General features: G+C 69.9%; 13 protein-coding genes and 1 pseudogene. 8 read left to right on the forward strand and 6 right to left on the reverse strand.

Translation table 11 applies throughout. The annotated features are described in order from the left end of the window. Window positions 1-14: 14 nt before the first annotated feature. Window positions 15-920 carry a LysR family transcriptional regulator gene (locus tag ACHFIV_RS12355; RefSeq protein ID WP_398966893.1) on the forward strand — a complete coding sequence of 302 codons (906 nt, stop codon included), beginning with the start codon at window positions 15-17 and terminating at the stop codon, window positions 918-920. Between the two features lie 264 nt (window positions 921-1184). Here the strand turns inward: ACHFIV_RS12355 and ACHFIV_RS12360 are convergent, their stop codons facing one another. Beyond that, window positions 1185-1484 carry a MerR family DNA-binding protein gene (locus ACHFIV_RS12360; RefSeq protein ID WP_398966896.1) on the reverse strand — a complete coding sequence of 100 codons (300 nt, stop codon included), beginning with the start codon at window positions 1482-1484 and terminating at the stop codon, window positions 1185-1187. Between ACHFIV_RS12360 and ACHFIV_RS12365 the strand changes: the two genes are divergently transcribed. The 6 genes and pseudogenes from ACHFIV_RS12365 to ACHFIV_RS12390 all read left to right on the forward strand — a co-directional run. Further along, window positions 1483-1896: a hypothetical protein gene (locus ACHFIV_RS12365; protein WP_398966899.1), complete on the forward strand. Its 414-nt coding sequence runs from the start codon at window positions 1483-1485 to the stop codon at window positions 1894-1896. The genes ACHFIV_RS12360 and ACHFIV_RS12365 overlap by 2 nt on opposite strands. Before the next feature lie 237 nt (window positions 1897-2133). After that, window positions 2134-2805: a phosphotransferase gene (locus ACHFIV_RS12370; RefSeq protein WP_398966902.1), complete on the forward strand. Its 672-nt coding sequence runs from the start codon at window positions 2134-2136 to the stop codon at window positions 2803-2805. A 33-nt stretch (window positions 2806-2838) separates the two neighbouring features. Then, on the forward strand, window positions 2839-4449 hold the full coding sequence (locus ACHFIV_RS12375) for a methyltransferase domain-containing protein (protein WP_398966904.1): 1611 nt from the start codon (window positions 2839-2841) through the stop codon (window positions 4447-4449). Beyond that, a complete protein-coding gene (locus ACHFIV_RS12380) occupies window positions 4440-4655 on the forward strand; it encodes a hypothetical protein (RefSeq protein WP_398966906.1) in 216 nt (71 codons plus the stop codon). The genes ACHFIV_RS12375 and ACHFIV_RS12380 overlap by 10 nt, the downstream gene beginning before the upstream one ends. An 85-nt stretch (window positions 4656-4740) precedes the next feature. Beyond that, window positions 4741-5802 (forward strand): NUDIX hydrolase, encoded by a 1062-nt coding sequence (locus ACHFIV_RS12385; RefSeq protein ID WP_398966909.1) that lies wholly within the window; start codon window positions 4741-4743, stop codon window positions 5800-5802. Window positions 5803-5971: 169 nt separating this feature from the next. Continuing rightward, window positions 5972-6280 (forward strand): annotated as a pseudogene (locus ACHFIV_RS12390) (M15 family metallopeptidase domain-containing protein); the annotation flags it as partial. Between the two features lie 27 nt (window positions 6281-6307). Here ACHFIV_RS12390 and ACHFIV_RS12395 read toward each other — a convergent pair. Then, window positions 6308-7825, reverse strand: coding sequence for a hypothetical protein (locus ACHFIV_RS12395; RefSeq protein ID WP_398966912.1), 1518 nt, complete (start codon window positions 7823-7825; stop codon window positions 6308-6310). Between the two features lie 350 nt (window positions 7826-8175). Between ACHFIV_RS12395 and ACHFIV_RS12400 the strand changes: the two genes are divergently transcribed. Then, entirely contained in the window at window positions 8176-8559 is a 384-nt protein-coding gene (locus ACHFIV_RS12400; RefSeq protein ID WP_398966915.1) for a hypothetical protein, read from the forward strand. A 69-nt stretch (window positions 8560-8628) separates the two neighbouring features. On the opposite strand, the gene ACHFIV_RS12405 is transcribed toward ACHFIV_RS12400, so the two are convergent. Genes ACHFIV_RS12405 through ACHFIV_RS12420 form a run of 4 tightly spaced genes read right to left on the reverse strand, consistent with a single transcriptional unit; the run spans window position 8629 to window position 13802 of the window. Continuing rightward, window positions 8629-9474 carry an ABC transporter ATP-binding protein gene (locus ACHFIV_RS12405; RefSeq protein ID WP_398966916.1) on the reverse strand — a complete coding sequence of 282 codons (846 nt, stop codon included), beginning with the start codon at window positions 9472-9474 and terminating at the stop codon, window positions 8629-8631. Further along, on the reverse strand, window positions 9471-11300 hold the full coding sequence (locus ACHFIV_RS12410; RefSeq protein ID WP_398966918.1) for a dipeptide/oligopeptide/nickel ABC transporter permease/ATP-binding protein: 1830 nt from the start codon (window positions 11298-11300) through the stop codon (window positions 9471-9473). The genes ACHFIV_RS12405 and ACHFIV_RS12410 overlap by 4 nt, the downstream gene beginning before the upstream one ends. Next, entirely contained in the window at window positions 11297-12238 is a 942-nt protein-coding gene (locus tag ACHFIV_RS12415) for an ABC transporter permease (protein WP_398966921.1), read from the reverse strand. Before ACHFIV_RS12415 ends, ACHFIV_RS12410 begins: the two co-directional genes overlap by 4 nt. 28 nt (window positions 12239-12266) lie before the next feature. Continuing rightward, window positions 12267-13802, reverse strand: coding sequence for an ABC transporter substrate-binding protein (locus ACHFIV_RS12420; RefSeq protein ID WP_398966923.1), 1536 nt, complete (start codon window positions 13800-13802; stop codon window positions 12267-12269). Between the last annotated feature and the right edge of the window lie 95 nt (window positions 13803-13897).

Raw genomic sequence — 13897 nt, forward strand, 5'->3', positions numbered from 1 at the left:
AGGTGGGACACCCTATGACAGCTGCAGCCCCCGTGGCCACGACGACCGCTGCCACGGATCTTGCCCCGCACGAGCTCCGCATCCTTGTGACCGTCGACGACGAGCGCGGGTTCTCTGCTGCCGCCAAGGCCCTCGGACTGACCCAGTCCGCTGTCTCGCACTCCGTACGCGGGATGGAACGCAAGATCGGAACGGTCCTCTTCGAGCGGGGCCGTAAGGGTGCGACGCCGACCGCGGCCGGTGCCGTCGCTGCGGCCCATGCCCGCCGGGTCCTGCGACTCCTGGACACCCTGGCATCGGAGGCCCGCGGCGCCGAGCGCGGCACGGTCACCGGCCCGCTGCGCATCGCCGCCTTCCGTAGCGCCGCCCTCTTCCTGCTGCCACCCGTCCTGAAGCGCCTCACCACCCGTTACCCCGGCATCGAGCCGGAGGTGCGTGTCGTCCGTGAACTGGGTGCGGGTACCGCCGGCGAGGTAGCCCAGGGTCGCGCGGACGTGGGCATCGCAACGATCGGCGCCACCTCGCCCGTGCCCGCAGGGCTCATCGGCGATGTACTCATGGAGGAGCCCTACTCGCTGGTCCACCCGGCCGGCCATCCCGCCCCCCGCTCCCTGCCGCTGGTGGACTGGCACGAGAACTGCGGCTCCTACACCCGCCGGTGGTGGGCCGGGCAGGACTGGATCCCGAAGGCGACCATACTTACCGAGGACGACGGAGCGGTGCTGTCCATGGTGAGTCGAGGTCTCGGCATGGCGATCATGCCGGCGCTCGCGCTGAACGAAGCACCGCACGGAATCGAGATCACCGATCTCGGGCCCGAGCGCCCGACCCGTTCCGTCGGCTACGTCACCACTGCGGAAATGGCCTCCAGCGTCTCCGTCCGCGCCCTGATACGAGAACTGAGAGCGGCCCGCCCCTGAAGTGAGGGCCTGAGTTGAAGCGAGTTTCAGGCTCGTGGTCGAGGAACTCGCCCTCGAGGATCTTTGGGCCCCGACACCCGCCTTACTGCCGGTGCGTACCGAACACACCTTTTCAGGAGCCCAGGCACGCCAACGGGCGGGCAGCGCGCCCGTTCACGGATCGGTGAGCGATGAAGGGGCCCTCGCCGTCACTGCTCCTATGAAGCCTGCGTCTCCGAGGCGAGGAGGCCGGTCTCGCTCGGGTTGGCCGCAGGTGTGAATACGTCACCGACGGCCCGTTTGAAGTCGGGGCACTCGACGATCAGTTGTGGTCACAGACGGCCGCGGGCGGAGACTGTCGCGGAGCCGCGTGAGTCTGCCGACCTGCTCATCGAGATCACGTGCTCTGGTGGCCATCCGTACGCGCAGCTCCGCGTCGGTGGGTCGCGCGGCCACGAACCGGCCGATCTCGGCGATGGAGAAGCCCGCGCTCCGCGCGCACGTGATCAGTGCCAGCCGCTCCAGCACCTCCGGCGTGTAGGTGCGGCGTAGCCCGTTACGGCCGGCAGCGGCGATCAGCCGCATGGATATTCACCACTTGAACTGCGGATGCGTTCTGACGATCGAAGCCACCTACGACGGCCCGAAGCCCGCAGCTGCCGTGAACCACTGCCTGCTGATGGAGACCGACACCGCCGGTCTCGTGCTGGTCGAAACCGGCCTCGGCCTCGGCGACGTCCGGGATCCGCGCGGCACCCTCGGTGCGGACCGGGTGGCGATGGCGCAGCCTACGCTTGACGAGGAGGAGACCACCGTGCGGCAGGTAGCCCGGCTGGGTCACAAGCCGTCCGACGTCGTGTGGCACATGGCGGCGGTGCGCACCACTACCGCTCGGCGCGCGTGCACGCGCTGTTCATCGCGGTGCGCGCCATCAGTGCCGGCGCACCGCACCAGGCGAGCTACGGGCGGCGGGCTCCTCCATCACACTCCCCCTTGACCACGACCCGATGTTGTGCGGACGCCGCACGTTCGGAGTTCAGTCGTTACTCACAGTGCTCGGACCACACAACTCGAGCCAAATTCGGCCAACATCCTTTGGTGGTAGTGCCGTTGCGGGAGCTGGGTCGGTGCAGCTGCCACGGTTCCTCGAGCGCTCTATCCCGGGGCTTCAGAGCCGTCTGAAAAACGTGTGTTCGATATCGGCGGCTGCGTCGTTGAGCCTCACGAACCAGCCGTGACGACCGACAGGGGGATCGACTTGACCTCGGGCAGCACAGCCGCACAGCCGAGCACGAAGGCATCGCAGGGGGCTTCGGGGCACAGCGGGGGTGCGGCGCAGGAGGAGTTCCAGTACCGGGACGAGTCCCGGCTCCAGGCCGGCGCGCAGATGACGACGACCACGATGGCGCGGCGCCTGCCCGTGCTGGTTCGCCGGTCAGCCGCCAGCACCCTGCCCCTTGGGAAGCTGGAGCGGCACCTGAGGGATGCCCGACCTCATCTCGCGGCCGGGGGCGAGGAGTTCATCCGCACCACCGTCGAGAAGGCCGCCGGGCTGCCCGCCTTGGAGGCGGTCCCCATACACGGCGACTTCCATGCCCGCAATCTGCGCTGGGACGAGGCCGCCGATGTCCTGTATGTGATCGATTTCGAGCGGTCAGAGGAGGGCCCGGTGATCAGGGACTTCGTGAGGCTGTCCGATGCCTGGCACGGCCGCCCCGACCTCCTGGCCGCCGTGACGGATGGCTACGGCCGTCCCTTCACCCCGCATGAAAAGGCCCACCTCACGGTCCTGTCCGTCCTGGATGCCGTCTCCGGCATCTCCTACGGCGCCGCCCACGACGATCCCGAGCTCGGCGAGCGCGCCCGGCGCACGCTGGCCCGGCTCCGCGCCGCACAACGCCCCTGAACACCACCATGCCTACGTACGAGGAGCAGCACGTTGACGTACACAGCCCGCGACGAGTGGGAGAAGCACTTCAGCGACGGCAAGAACTTCCGGCAGGTCGGTGAGCGGGAGCGGGAGCTCCTCGCCGAGCACACCTCCGCCCCGGATGGCGGGGGCTGGGCGCTCGACGTGGGCTGCGGCACCGGCGAGCTGGCCGCCTACCTCGCGTGGCTCGGCTACACCGTGGACGCGTGCGACTTCGCCGACAGCGCGCTCACACGGGCCCGCGAGGAGCACGCCGCCGTCGAGGGCGTGCGCTGGCTGCACCTGGACATCGAGCGCGACGACCCTGCCCCACTGCATGAAGAGGGGTACGACCTCATCACGCTCCGCCTGATGTACCCGTTCGTGCAGGACAGGGGGCGTGTCCTCCACGGGCTGGGTGAGCGGCTGCGGGACGGCGGCGCTCTCGTCGTCATCACCCCGGTGGCGGAGACCACGCCCGAGGAGCGGCGCGGCATCGCCTTGGACGAGGACGAGATCGCCGTACTCGCCGCCGGATGGGAGACGGTGGAACGCCTGGACGCGGACGGCCTGGCCGTCCTGGTCCTGCGCGGTCCCTGCCACGCCGACACGAAGGCCGTCGAGAAACGGCCGACCACCGCCCATGCCCTGACCGGCGCCCTCGCGGTCGTCACCGACGAAGCCGGCCGGGTCCTGCTCGGCCGATCCCACCGCGGCATGCTCGAACTGCCCGGTGGCAAGACCCGCGGCCCGGAGGGCTTCGCCGCCGCGGCTGTCCGCGAGCTCGCCGAGGAGACGGGCCTGGTCGCCGACCCGGCGGATGCGTATGTGGTCACGATGCTGGTCGACGACAGCCACGGCATCCCGCGGCTCACGGCCGTCGTCCGCATCACCACGTGGACGGGCACCCTGACCGACGCGGAGGCGGACAAGTCCGACCGCTGGGAATTCTTCGACCTGCGCGCCCTCGCCTGTGTCGGGGACGTCTTCGCCCCGGCCGCACGCGCGATCGACAGCGTATGGCCCGGCGTCATCCCGGACTTGCCGGCTGTGGTCTCCTACCCGCTCGCCGCCGATCGGCCGCCCGTGCCGGGTGAGCCGGGTGAAGCCGTCCGGCTGCGCCAGGCGATGGCCCAGACGGTCATCGACGGCGGCTGGGCCCCGTCCGAGCCCGTCCGCGACGCGATGCGGACCGTGCCTCGCCATCGTTTCGCCCCGGAAGTGAACCTGGCGGCTGCGTACGACGGCGGCGACCGGGCCGTCATCACCCGACGCGACAACACCGGGACGGCCATCAGCTCGGTGTCCGCGGCCTGGCTCCAGGCCGACATGCTCGAGAGCCTGCGTCTTCGGCCGGGCGCGATCGTGTTCGAGGCGGGATCCGGTGGCTACAACGCCGAGCTGATCGCCCACGCCGCTGGGCCCGACGGGCGCGTGGTGAGCGTCGACATCGACCCGTGGGTCGTACGCCGCACCCGCGCCTTCCTCATGGAGGCCGGCAGCGGACGCGTCACCGCCGTCGAAGCCGACGCCCCACTCGGCGCGCCCGCCCACCTCGTACCCCGTGGCGGCTTCGACGGCAGCATGATCACCTACAACTGCTGGGAAAGACCCTCCTTACGGTGCCGGACGTGTACGTGACCACGACCGTCGACGTTTCACCGTGGGCCGCGGTAAAGATGGCGGCGATCCTCGCGCACCGCAGCGAAGCCGCCCGCGAGCGGCCCCTGCCCGGCCTGCTCGCCCGCCTGCCCGAAGCAGAACGCGACGAGATCATCCGCACCGAGTGCTTCACCCGGCTCACCCCCGGCCCCGCGCGGGGTCACCCTCACCGGCTCGTCGCCTGACTGACCGCCGTCCACATGGTTCCGCCCGAACGATCGGAGACGAGATGACCGCCACACCCCCCCTGACGCGCCGCCCAGCACGATGATGACCGACGAGGAGTACGGGGTCCTACGCGCCTCGGCGGCCCTGTGGGCCGGTACGTCGGTGCTGATCACCGACCAGCGCGGCCGGGTCCTGATCCAGCGCGTCGACTACCGCACGACCTGCCTCCTGCCGGGCGGCGCCGTGGATGCGAACGAGTCCCCGGCCCAGGGCGCCGCGCGGGAACTGCGCGAGGAACTCGGCGTCACCACGACCGTCGACCGCGGACTCGCCGTGGACTGGGTCAGCGCCGACTGCCTCAACGCACCCGCCAGCATGCGCTTCCCCGGCGAGATCCTGCATGTCTACGACGGCGACACGTGGGACAACGAGCAGATCGCCGCCATCCGGCTGCCCGACCGCGAGATCAAGTCCGTCGAGTTCGTCGAACCCGCCCGGCTGCCGGATTTGATGTCCCCCGGCGACGCCCGCCGGGCCCTGTCCGCCCTGCGGGCCCGCATCAACGCCGCCGGGCCCGCCCTGCTGGAGAACGGCCTCCCGATCGCACCCACCGTCCTGGACCGGGCCGGCGCCCTTCGCACCGCCCGCGCCCGACACCACCTGCCCTTCCACGCCGACCCCGCCCCGGAGCAGCTCTCGGTGGTCCAGGTCTGGGGCTGGCTCCTCGGACCCGACGGCCGCGCCTTAGTGCTTCTCGAACCGGACACCGGCGCGGCTCTCCTGCCGGGCGGCTCCCCCGAACTCCCGGACCGCGGCGACCCACTCGTCACACTGCGCCGGGAGGTACGCGAGGAAGCCGCGGCCGAATGCGGCGAACCATTGTTCCTCGGCCACCTCTGCGACCCCGACAAACCGTACGCCCGCCTCCGCTATGCCGCGCCCCTCACCCGCCTCGGCCCGCCATCCGTCGACCCGGCCACCGGCCGCACCCACATCCGACTCCTCGCCACACCCGAGCAGGCCCTGGAGCTCTTCGACTGGGGACTCCCGGCGGCCGACCAGCTGGCTGCCGTCCACCAGGCCCGCGCGCGGCTCGGGATCCCCCGTGCCGCGCGGCAGCCCCTCACCGAACTGCCGGACGCCACCGACCTCACCACCTTGTAGCCCTCCGGCCCATCTATCTATAAGCGAGGACCCGCATGAACAACACATCACCCACGTGACCGGGTTCAGCCTCACCGACCAGAACGGCATCGCACCCCTCGGTCACTCCCACCGCGAGAACGCCGCGCCCTGGATGCACATCACCCTCGCGCCCGATCCGATCGTCCTGATGTCCGACCCGCGCGTGGCGGCCGTCCCCGTCGCCGACTGCGGCGAGCCGCTCATCGACGTACGGGGAACCCTGCTGGCCGACGACCGCAGAGCCGACACGACCGGCTAGTACGCCCGTCTGCGCCGCGGCGTCCTCGGTCGGCTGGCCCATGCCCAGTCGCTCCTGCCCGACGGGCTGCGCCTGTTCTACGTCGAGGGCTACCGCCCGCCCGACCTGCAGCGGCGCTACTTCGCGGAGTACGCGGACGAGCTCCGCACGGCCAACCCGGCCTGGTCCGACGGCCAGGTCCTCGAGGCCGCCAGCCGGGCAGAGAGCTCAATTAGCGCCCAGTTCCTACAGCCGGGGTATCAGATCCGACATGACAGCGAGGGGCAGCGAAGGATTGGCGGCTGCCGCCTCCACCACCTGCCAGTCGGCGTCGGTGAGTAGCCCTTCGACGATCGGCGGTGGCAGTGCCGCATGACTGGCGGCTATACGCCTCGCCTGTGCGTCTGCCAGGCAGGCGAGCAGCGCCGGTGCGGACGCAGTGCGATGCCGGGCGATTTCTCGAAACGCTTTCTGTACCGATGGTTCGTGCTGGGCTAGGTCCTCCAGAAGTGCCGGAGTCGCGTCTGGATTGGCGGCCACCTTGGCAGCGACCCGGACTCCGTGCCGGTCGAGCATGGTGCGCAGTTGAACTTCCGTGAGGCCCGGGTGCGGAGCGATGGACTTGACCACTTTCGCGTCGGAGTCAGCTGCCAACCCGTCGCGTATAGCGGGTGGCAAATCGCGGCGCTGGGCTACGAGCATGCGCGCGGCTGGGTTCGGTGATTCGGCCAGCTCCTCGACCTCGTCCGGGGATGCCGAGGCGATACGCGGCAGCAGAGTGGCGCCGACCCTGGTAGCGCTGGCCAGGTCGGCCAACACGTCGAGCGGTACGAGTGGGTTGTGGGCGAGCCTGCGCCGCACTTCGTGGTCACGATCGGCTGCCAGCGCGCGGATCAGGGCGTCGTCGATCGCCGGATTCTCGGCGAGATCGGCTCGAACTCCGGCATTCGCATCCACGGCGAGCCGAGCGCAGACCTCCGATGGTAGATCGGGGCGGCCGGCGAGCGCCCAGCGCAACAGCAGCGAAGGGTGGTCGACGAAGCCGACGACGGCTTCAGTGGGTGTGGCCGGATTCCGAATCGCCATCTGCTGCATATTGTGCCTGGTGGACTCGTGGGAGCCGTCGCAGGAGGCGCCGGACGGCAGATCGCAGTCGAGTCGCGAGCATTGCGGATCGTGCACGAACGGCGCCTCTTCACGGTCGCAGACCAGGCATCGCTGTGCGGGCGGCAGGCCCTCGCCGGTGAGCAGCGCCGTCAGTACGGCCGGTGGCGTCGCCTCGTTGGCCGCCACCGCGCGACGGACCTCGGCATGCGGATGCGCCGCGAGTCTGGTGGCCGTCTCCGGTGTCGTCCACAACGCGAGCTCCGCGACGACCTGTGCGTCCGAGTCGGTGGCCAGCATCTCCACCACATCGAGCGGAAGGCCGGAGCAAGCGGCCAGCTTCTCCCGGCGCTCCACGACTGGATCTTCCGCGAGGAGACGCGCCCACTCCGGGCGTCCGGCACGCTCGGCCAGCAGTGCGAGCGCGACGTCCGGTTGCGTGGCGGGATTAACGTCTGCGGCGGTCAGCAGGCCTGCATACGCAAGCGACACAGCGCTTTCCTCGACACGCGAGCCCAGCACCATCGCCTGCGCGTGGGTGAGGTCGGCCCGATGCGCGAGGTGCGTAGCGATCTCGTCGTCCGCGACCGCGATCAGCCGGTCGACCAGCTCGGACGGCAGACTTACATTGGCGGCAAGCCCGCACAGAACATGGTTCACAGAGGCATCCTGCCTGGAACGTCACCGATTGGCTCCTGGATTTCGATGCCCAGGTGCTATCGGTGGAGAGGTGGCCCGGCCTGCGGCGGCAGGTGCCCGTCTGCTCATTCTCCCCTCGGACGGAAAGGCACGACATTGGCTGCTGCCTCCGCCGAGCTCTCGCTCAGATTGTGGCCCTGACGAGTGAGGACGGCGTTCGCGAGCGCGTCCTGAGTGACCTGGTGCCGAAGCGCCGTGATCTCGGCCCTCTGCGCGGCGACGGTTTCCTTAAGGTCGGACACAGTCTTGCGGAGCCGCTTTTCCGATCCGGGGGTTGCTTCGTCTCAATCCGGACGCGTTCGTAGCCCTGGGTGCTCACCTCGATCAGCCAGGCCCAGTTCTGGGACTGCGACTATTTCCCGGCCACCTACGGCGACGGAACAGTGGCCGATTGCTTGTCGTTGGACATCCCCTCCTGGGGCACCCCGGGCATCCTGTACGGCAGGCCGGCCCGTGAGTGCAGCCGGGCGCAGATTGCAGCCGAAGTCTGGGCGCAGCTGTGCGACGGGCTCAACGGATCTGGTCGAACCCGCCTGCACGAGGGGTTGCTGCATTCCTGGGAGCTGGAGCCGGGGTCGGTGTTGAAGCTCACCGGCCCCTTTGATCGCGTGATCGACCTTCACCTGCCAGTCGGTTGGGTAGTTGCCGGAACAGTCCGCCCTCGTCTGTCAGCTGCAGGCTCCCGCGCTCCCTGAAGAAGGGCCACGGGACACGCCGAGTCCGCCGTTGTTCCCGGCCAGCAGCCGTCCTGGGTTGCACAGTCGTCAGCCGCCCGTCCGTGCCGCGGTGCGCCGCCGCCGTTGCTCGGCCACGTCCGCCACCGGCGAGGAGAGCAGCAGAGTGCGGGTGTAGCTGTGGCTCGGTTGCGAGGTGACCGTCGCGGCGTCGCCCGCCTCGACGATCTCGCCTTGATGAATCACCGCCACTCGGTGGCTCATGAAGCGGATCACGGAGAGGTCGTGGGAGACGAAGAGGTACGAGACCCCCGTCTCCTCCTGGATCTCCAGGAGGAGGTCGAGAACGGTGCGCTGGGTGGTGAGGTCCAGTGCGGACACGGGCTCGTCGCAGATGACCAGCCGGGGGCGCAGGGCCAGTGCGCGGGCGATGGCGACACGTTGGCGCTGGCCGCCGGAGAACTCCCTGGGCAGGCGGTCCGCGGCGTTGGCGGGGAGGTGGACCCGGTCCAGTAGGTCGCCCACCCTGCCCCGGGCGTCCCGGGCGGCGGTGCCCTGGCCGATGAGGGGCTCGGCGAGGGTGTCGCCGATGGTGCGGGCGGGGTTCAGTGAGGTGTAGGGGTCCTGGAAGATCACCTGTAGGTCGCGGCTGAGGGCGCGGCGACGGCGTACGTCGGCCCGTTCGATCCGTTCTCCGTCGAAGGTGATGGAGCCTGAGCGTACGGGGACGAGGCCGAGGACCGCCCGGCCGATGGTGGACTTCCCCGAGCCGGACTCGCCGACCAGGCCCAGCGTTTCGCCCGGACGGACGGTGAGGTCGACGCCCTTGAGGACTTCGGTGTCCGGGGCGCGCCAGCCCTTGCCGGGAAAGGAGACTCTCAGGTCCCGCACGGCGAGCAGGTCGTCCGGAAGGCCGGCGTTCTCCGGGGTGTTCATGTGGTGGCGGTCCTTGCTGCTGGGTGTTGCCAGGGCGCGCGGGCGGGAGCGTCGTCGAGTACGGCGGCGAGCAGGGTGCGGGTGTACGGGTCCTCCGGTCGGCCGAGGACCTGTTCGGTGGTGCCGGTCTCCACGATGCGGCCGGTGTTCATCACCGCCACGCGGTCGCAGATGTCGGCGACGACTCCGAGGTTGTGCGTGACCAGGAGCACGCCGAGTCCGCGTTCCCTCTGGAGGCGGCGCAGCAGGCCGAGCACTTCGGCCTGGACCCGTACGTCGAGTGCGGTGGTGGGTTCGTCGGCGATGAGGAGTTCGGGGTCGCAGGACATTGCGCCGGCGATGAGGACGCGCTGGGCCATGCCGCCGGAGATCTCGTGCGGGTAGAGGCCCAGGGTGCGTTCCGGGTCGGGTATCTCCACGAGGCGCAGGAGTTCCAGGGCGCGGGCGGTTGCCGCCTTGCGGGAGAGTCCGCGGTGGTGGCGGACGGGTTCCATGAGCTGGCTGCCGATGGTGAACGCCGGGTCGAGATTGCTCATCGGTTCCTGCGGGATGTAGCCCACGGTTCTCCCGCGCAGGGCACGGTGGTCGCGTTCGCCCAGGCCGACCGTCTCCCGGCCGTCGACGGTGATGCTGCCGTGGGTGATGCGGCCGCCCTCGGGCAGGATGCCGAGGATCGAGAAGGCGGTCTGGCTCTTGCCGGAGCCGCTTTCGCCGACGAGTCCGACGATCTCGCCGGGGTGCACGTCGAGGTCGACGCCGTGCACGACCTCCGTGTCCGTGCCGTCGGGCTGTGCGTAGGCGACGGCCAGGCCGCGTACGGAGAGGAGGGGGGCGCGGGGCGGGGCAGGCCGGCCGGGGTCCCTCGAAGGCGCGGCCGCCGGTGCTGCGTGCCGGCGGTGTGCGGAGCGCGGCCGGGGGGCCTGTTCCTCCAGTGCGTCCCGCACGGCGACCGCCAGGAGGACGAGGGCGCAGTTGGTGAGGCCGAGGGCGAGTCCCGGCCACAGGATGAGCTGGGGTGCGCGCTGGATGTTCTGGAATGCCTCGTTGAGCATGGAGCCCCAGGTGGCCGCCGGTCCGCTGCCGACGCCGAGGAATTCGAGACCGGCCTGGAGTGCGATGGCGATGCCGGAGACGAGGGCCACCTGGATGATGATGGGGCCGCGCACGACGGTGAGGACGTGCCGGGCGACGATGCGGGTGTCGGACAGGCCGGAGACCTTCGCCGCGTCCACGTACAACTCGCTCCGTACGTGGGCGACGATGCCGCGTACCAGGCGGAAGAAGCTGGGCGCCACCAGGACACCGAGCACGGTCATCAGGACCCAGACCTTGGGGCCGAGGATGGCGCGGGAGGCCAGCAGGACGACCATGGCGGGCAGTGCCATGACGAGGTTGACGGCCCAGTTGGCGACGGCGTCGAACCGGCCGCCGTGGTAGCCGGCGAAGAGTCCGGACGGCACGCCGAGTGCCAGGGCGATGGCGAGGGCGAGCAGAGCGCCGCCGAGCGTGGTGCGCCCCCCGTACAGCAAGCGGGACAGGATGTCGCGCCCTGCCGAGTCCGTGCCGAGCGGGTGTCCGGCGCTCGGGTCGGCGAACGCGTCGGCGAGCGAGGAGGCGTCGGGTGCCTGCGGTGCGATGAATGGCGCCAGGAGGATGGCGAGGACGAGGATCAGCAGCAGGGCCGCGGACACTCCGCCCAGGGGGTTGCCCAGCACCCTTCGGATGGCGCCGCCGGTCCGGCGGGGGTGTGACTGGCTCGCCTTGCCGCCGGGTGGCGGGGCGGCGGTAGGGCCGGGGGCCGTGGCCGTCGTGAGGTTTTCGCTCATGCGACCCTCGCCTTGGGGTTGAGCCAGCCGATCAGGACGTCGACCAGCAGGTTGATCAGGACGACGCCGACCACGGTGAGCATGACGAGCGCCATGATCACGGGGATGTCGCCGCGGGTGGTGTAGGTGACGGTCATGCTGCCGATGCCGGGGAGGCCGAAGATCTGCTCGACGAGTACGGCCCCGCCGAGCAGTCCTACGAACTGCATGCCGAGCACGGACAGCGCGGGTGCGGAGGCGTTGCGGAGCACGTGCTTGAACACGATCCGGGAGGCCGGCAGTCCGCGCGCCCGCAGGGTGCGTACGTAGTCCTGCCTCAGGACGTCGATGACCGCGCCGCGCACCTGCTGGGAGACGCCCGCGACGGACGCCACGGACAGGGACAGGACGGGGAGGGTCACGGTCGACAGCCAACCGCTGGGCGAGTCGGTGAAGGCGGTGTAGCCGATGGCGGGGAACCAGTCCAGCCGGACCGCGAAGACGAGTACCAGGACGAGGGTCAGCAGGAACCCCGGCAGGGCGTACCCCAGCACGCCGAGTACCTGGACGAACCGGTCGACCGCTCCGCGACGCACGCCTGCCCACACGCCGAGGACGAAGGCGAGGACAGTGGTGACGGCCGTGACGCCGAGCATCAGGCTCGCCGTGACCGGCAACCGGTTGCCGACGGCCTGGCCCACGTCCTCACTCGTGAACCAGGAGGTGCCGAGATCCCCCCGGACGGCGTGCGACAACCAGCTCCCGTACTGCTGCAGCACCGGGCTGTCGAGGCCGAGCGAGGCGTTCTTGGCGTCGACGGCGTCCTGGGTGGCGCCCGTCCCGAGCAACTGCCGTCCCACGTCGATGTGCGGGATGGACAGGAGCAGGTAGGAGAGGAAGGAGATGACGATCAGGAGCACGGCGCCCGAGACGATCCTGCGGGCGATGAAATTCAGCATGACACTCGGTATCCGTCGGAGCGGGGCGCTACTTGGCCGGCGCGTAGTTGTAGATCGAGGGGACGGCCATGCCGGACTGCGGGGTGATCGTCACGGTCCCGTCCGAGACGTGGAGGTAGCTCATCCGGTAGAAGGGCACGAACCAGCCTTCCTGCACGAGGTGCCGGTTGAGCTCCTGCGCGGCCGTTGTGGCTTCGGCCTCGGTCCCCGTCTGGATGCGGGGCAGCAGCTTCTGGATGGTCGCGTCCGTGGTGCCGAACATGTTGAACGCACCCGGTGTGACCAGGTCGTTGGCCGCCGCCCAGTCGGAGGCGGGCTGGCCGATGTTCATGACCATGCCGGAGTAGGCCCGGTCCTTGAACACCTTCTGGACCGCCGATGCGCCGTCCAGGTCGTCCCACACGAGCTTCACGCCGATGGCCTTGAAATCCGTCTGGAGCGACGTGGCCAGTGCGTCGTTGACGATCGCCTGGATCCGGGGAAGCTTCAGGGTGAATCCGTCCTCGTACCCGGCCTCCTGGAGCAGGGCCTTACCCTTGGCCGGGTCGTGGGAGTAGTACGAGTCCAGCTTCTTGTCGTATCCCAGGGTCTCGGGGCCGAAGACCTGGTCGGTGGTCTCGCCGCGGCCCTGGCGTATCTTTCCGAGCATCGTGTCGCGGTCGACGGCGTAGTTGAGCGCCTGCCGTACGCGGGGGTCCCGCAGGGCCGGCGTCAGCTTGCCGCCCCGGTCGAAGAGCAGCAGGCCCTGGAAGTCGATCTCCTGCTTCTGCGTTCTGACCTGGGGGTCGGCCTCGATGGCCACCTGCTGGTCCGCCGTCTGCAGCAGCGCCGCGTCGACCTGCCCGGTCTTGAGGCCGTTGGAGATGGCGGTCTCGTTGTCGAAGAAGCTGAGGGTGATGTTCCTGTACGGGAGCTCCTTGCCCCAGTAGTCGGGGTTGCGCTCGTAGGACCACTTGGTGCCGACCGTCGTCCTGGCCTTGTCCAGGCGGTACGGACCCGTGCCGTCCGGTGTCGTCCTGAGGCTGTCGCCCTCGGCGAACCGCTCGGGGTTCGCCATCAGGCCGGGCGCATCGCTCAGGTAGAACTCCAGAGCCGGGTTGGCCTGCTTGAGCTTCAGCGTGACGTGGGAGGCGTCGACGACATCGACCGCCTCCAGGTCACTCAGCCACTTCGCGGAGGCTCCGCCGCCCTTCCGGAAGCGCTCCAGGTTGGCCTTGACGGCAGCACCGTCGAAGACGCTCCCGTCGGCGAACTTGACGTCCTCGCGCAGAGTCAGGGCGAGCTCGGTGCGGGTAGCGTCGTACTTCCAGGCGGTCGCCAGCATCGGGCTGAAGCTGCCGTCCGGCTCGCGCTTGATGAGGGTGTCGTACACCGTCTGGAAGAACGGCAGGGCACTCCCGGTGGCCACGGCGGGGTCGAGGCTCTGCGGGAGAGTCATCGTCGCGATGTTCAGTGTCGAGGATCCGGCGCCCCCGGCCCCGTTCCCGCCGCCTCCGCAACCCGCGAGGGCGAGTGATGCCGCCACGCAGGCGGCCGCCGTCGCGATTCGGGCTGTTCTGCTCATGTCTTTCACTCCGTCTGGAGAGCCGGGGAGTGTCCGCCCCGGGGAAGATTGCGGGTGAGCCTACACACGGAATTAACCACTTGGTAGGTTTTTGG

It is taken from the genome of Streptomyces sp. ALB3 (assembly GCF_044385685.1).
Classification (GTDB): domain Bacteria; phylum Actinomycetota; class Actinomycetes; order Streptomycetales; family Streptomycetaceae; genus Streptomyces.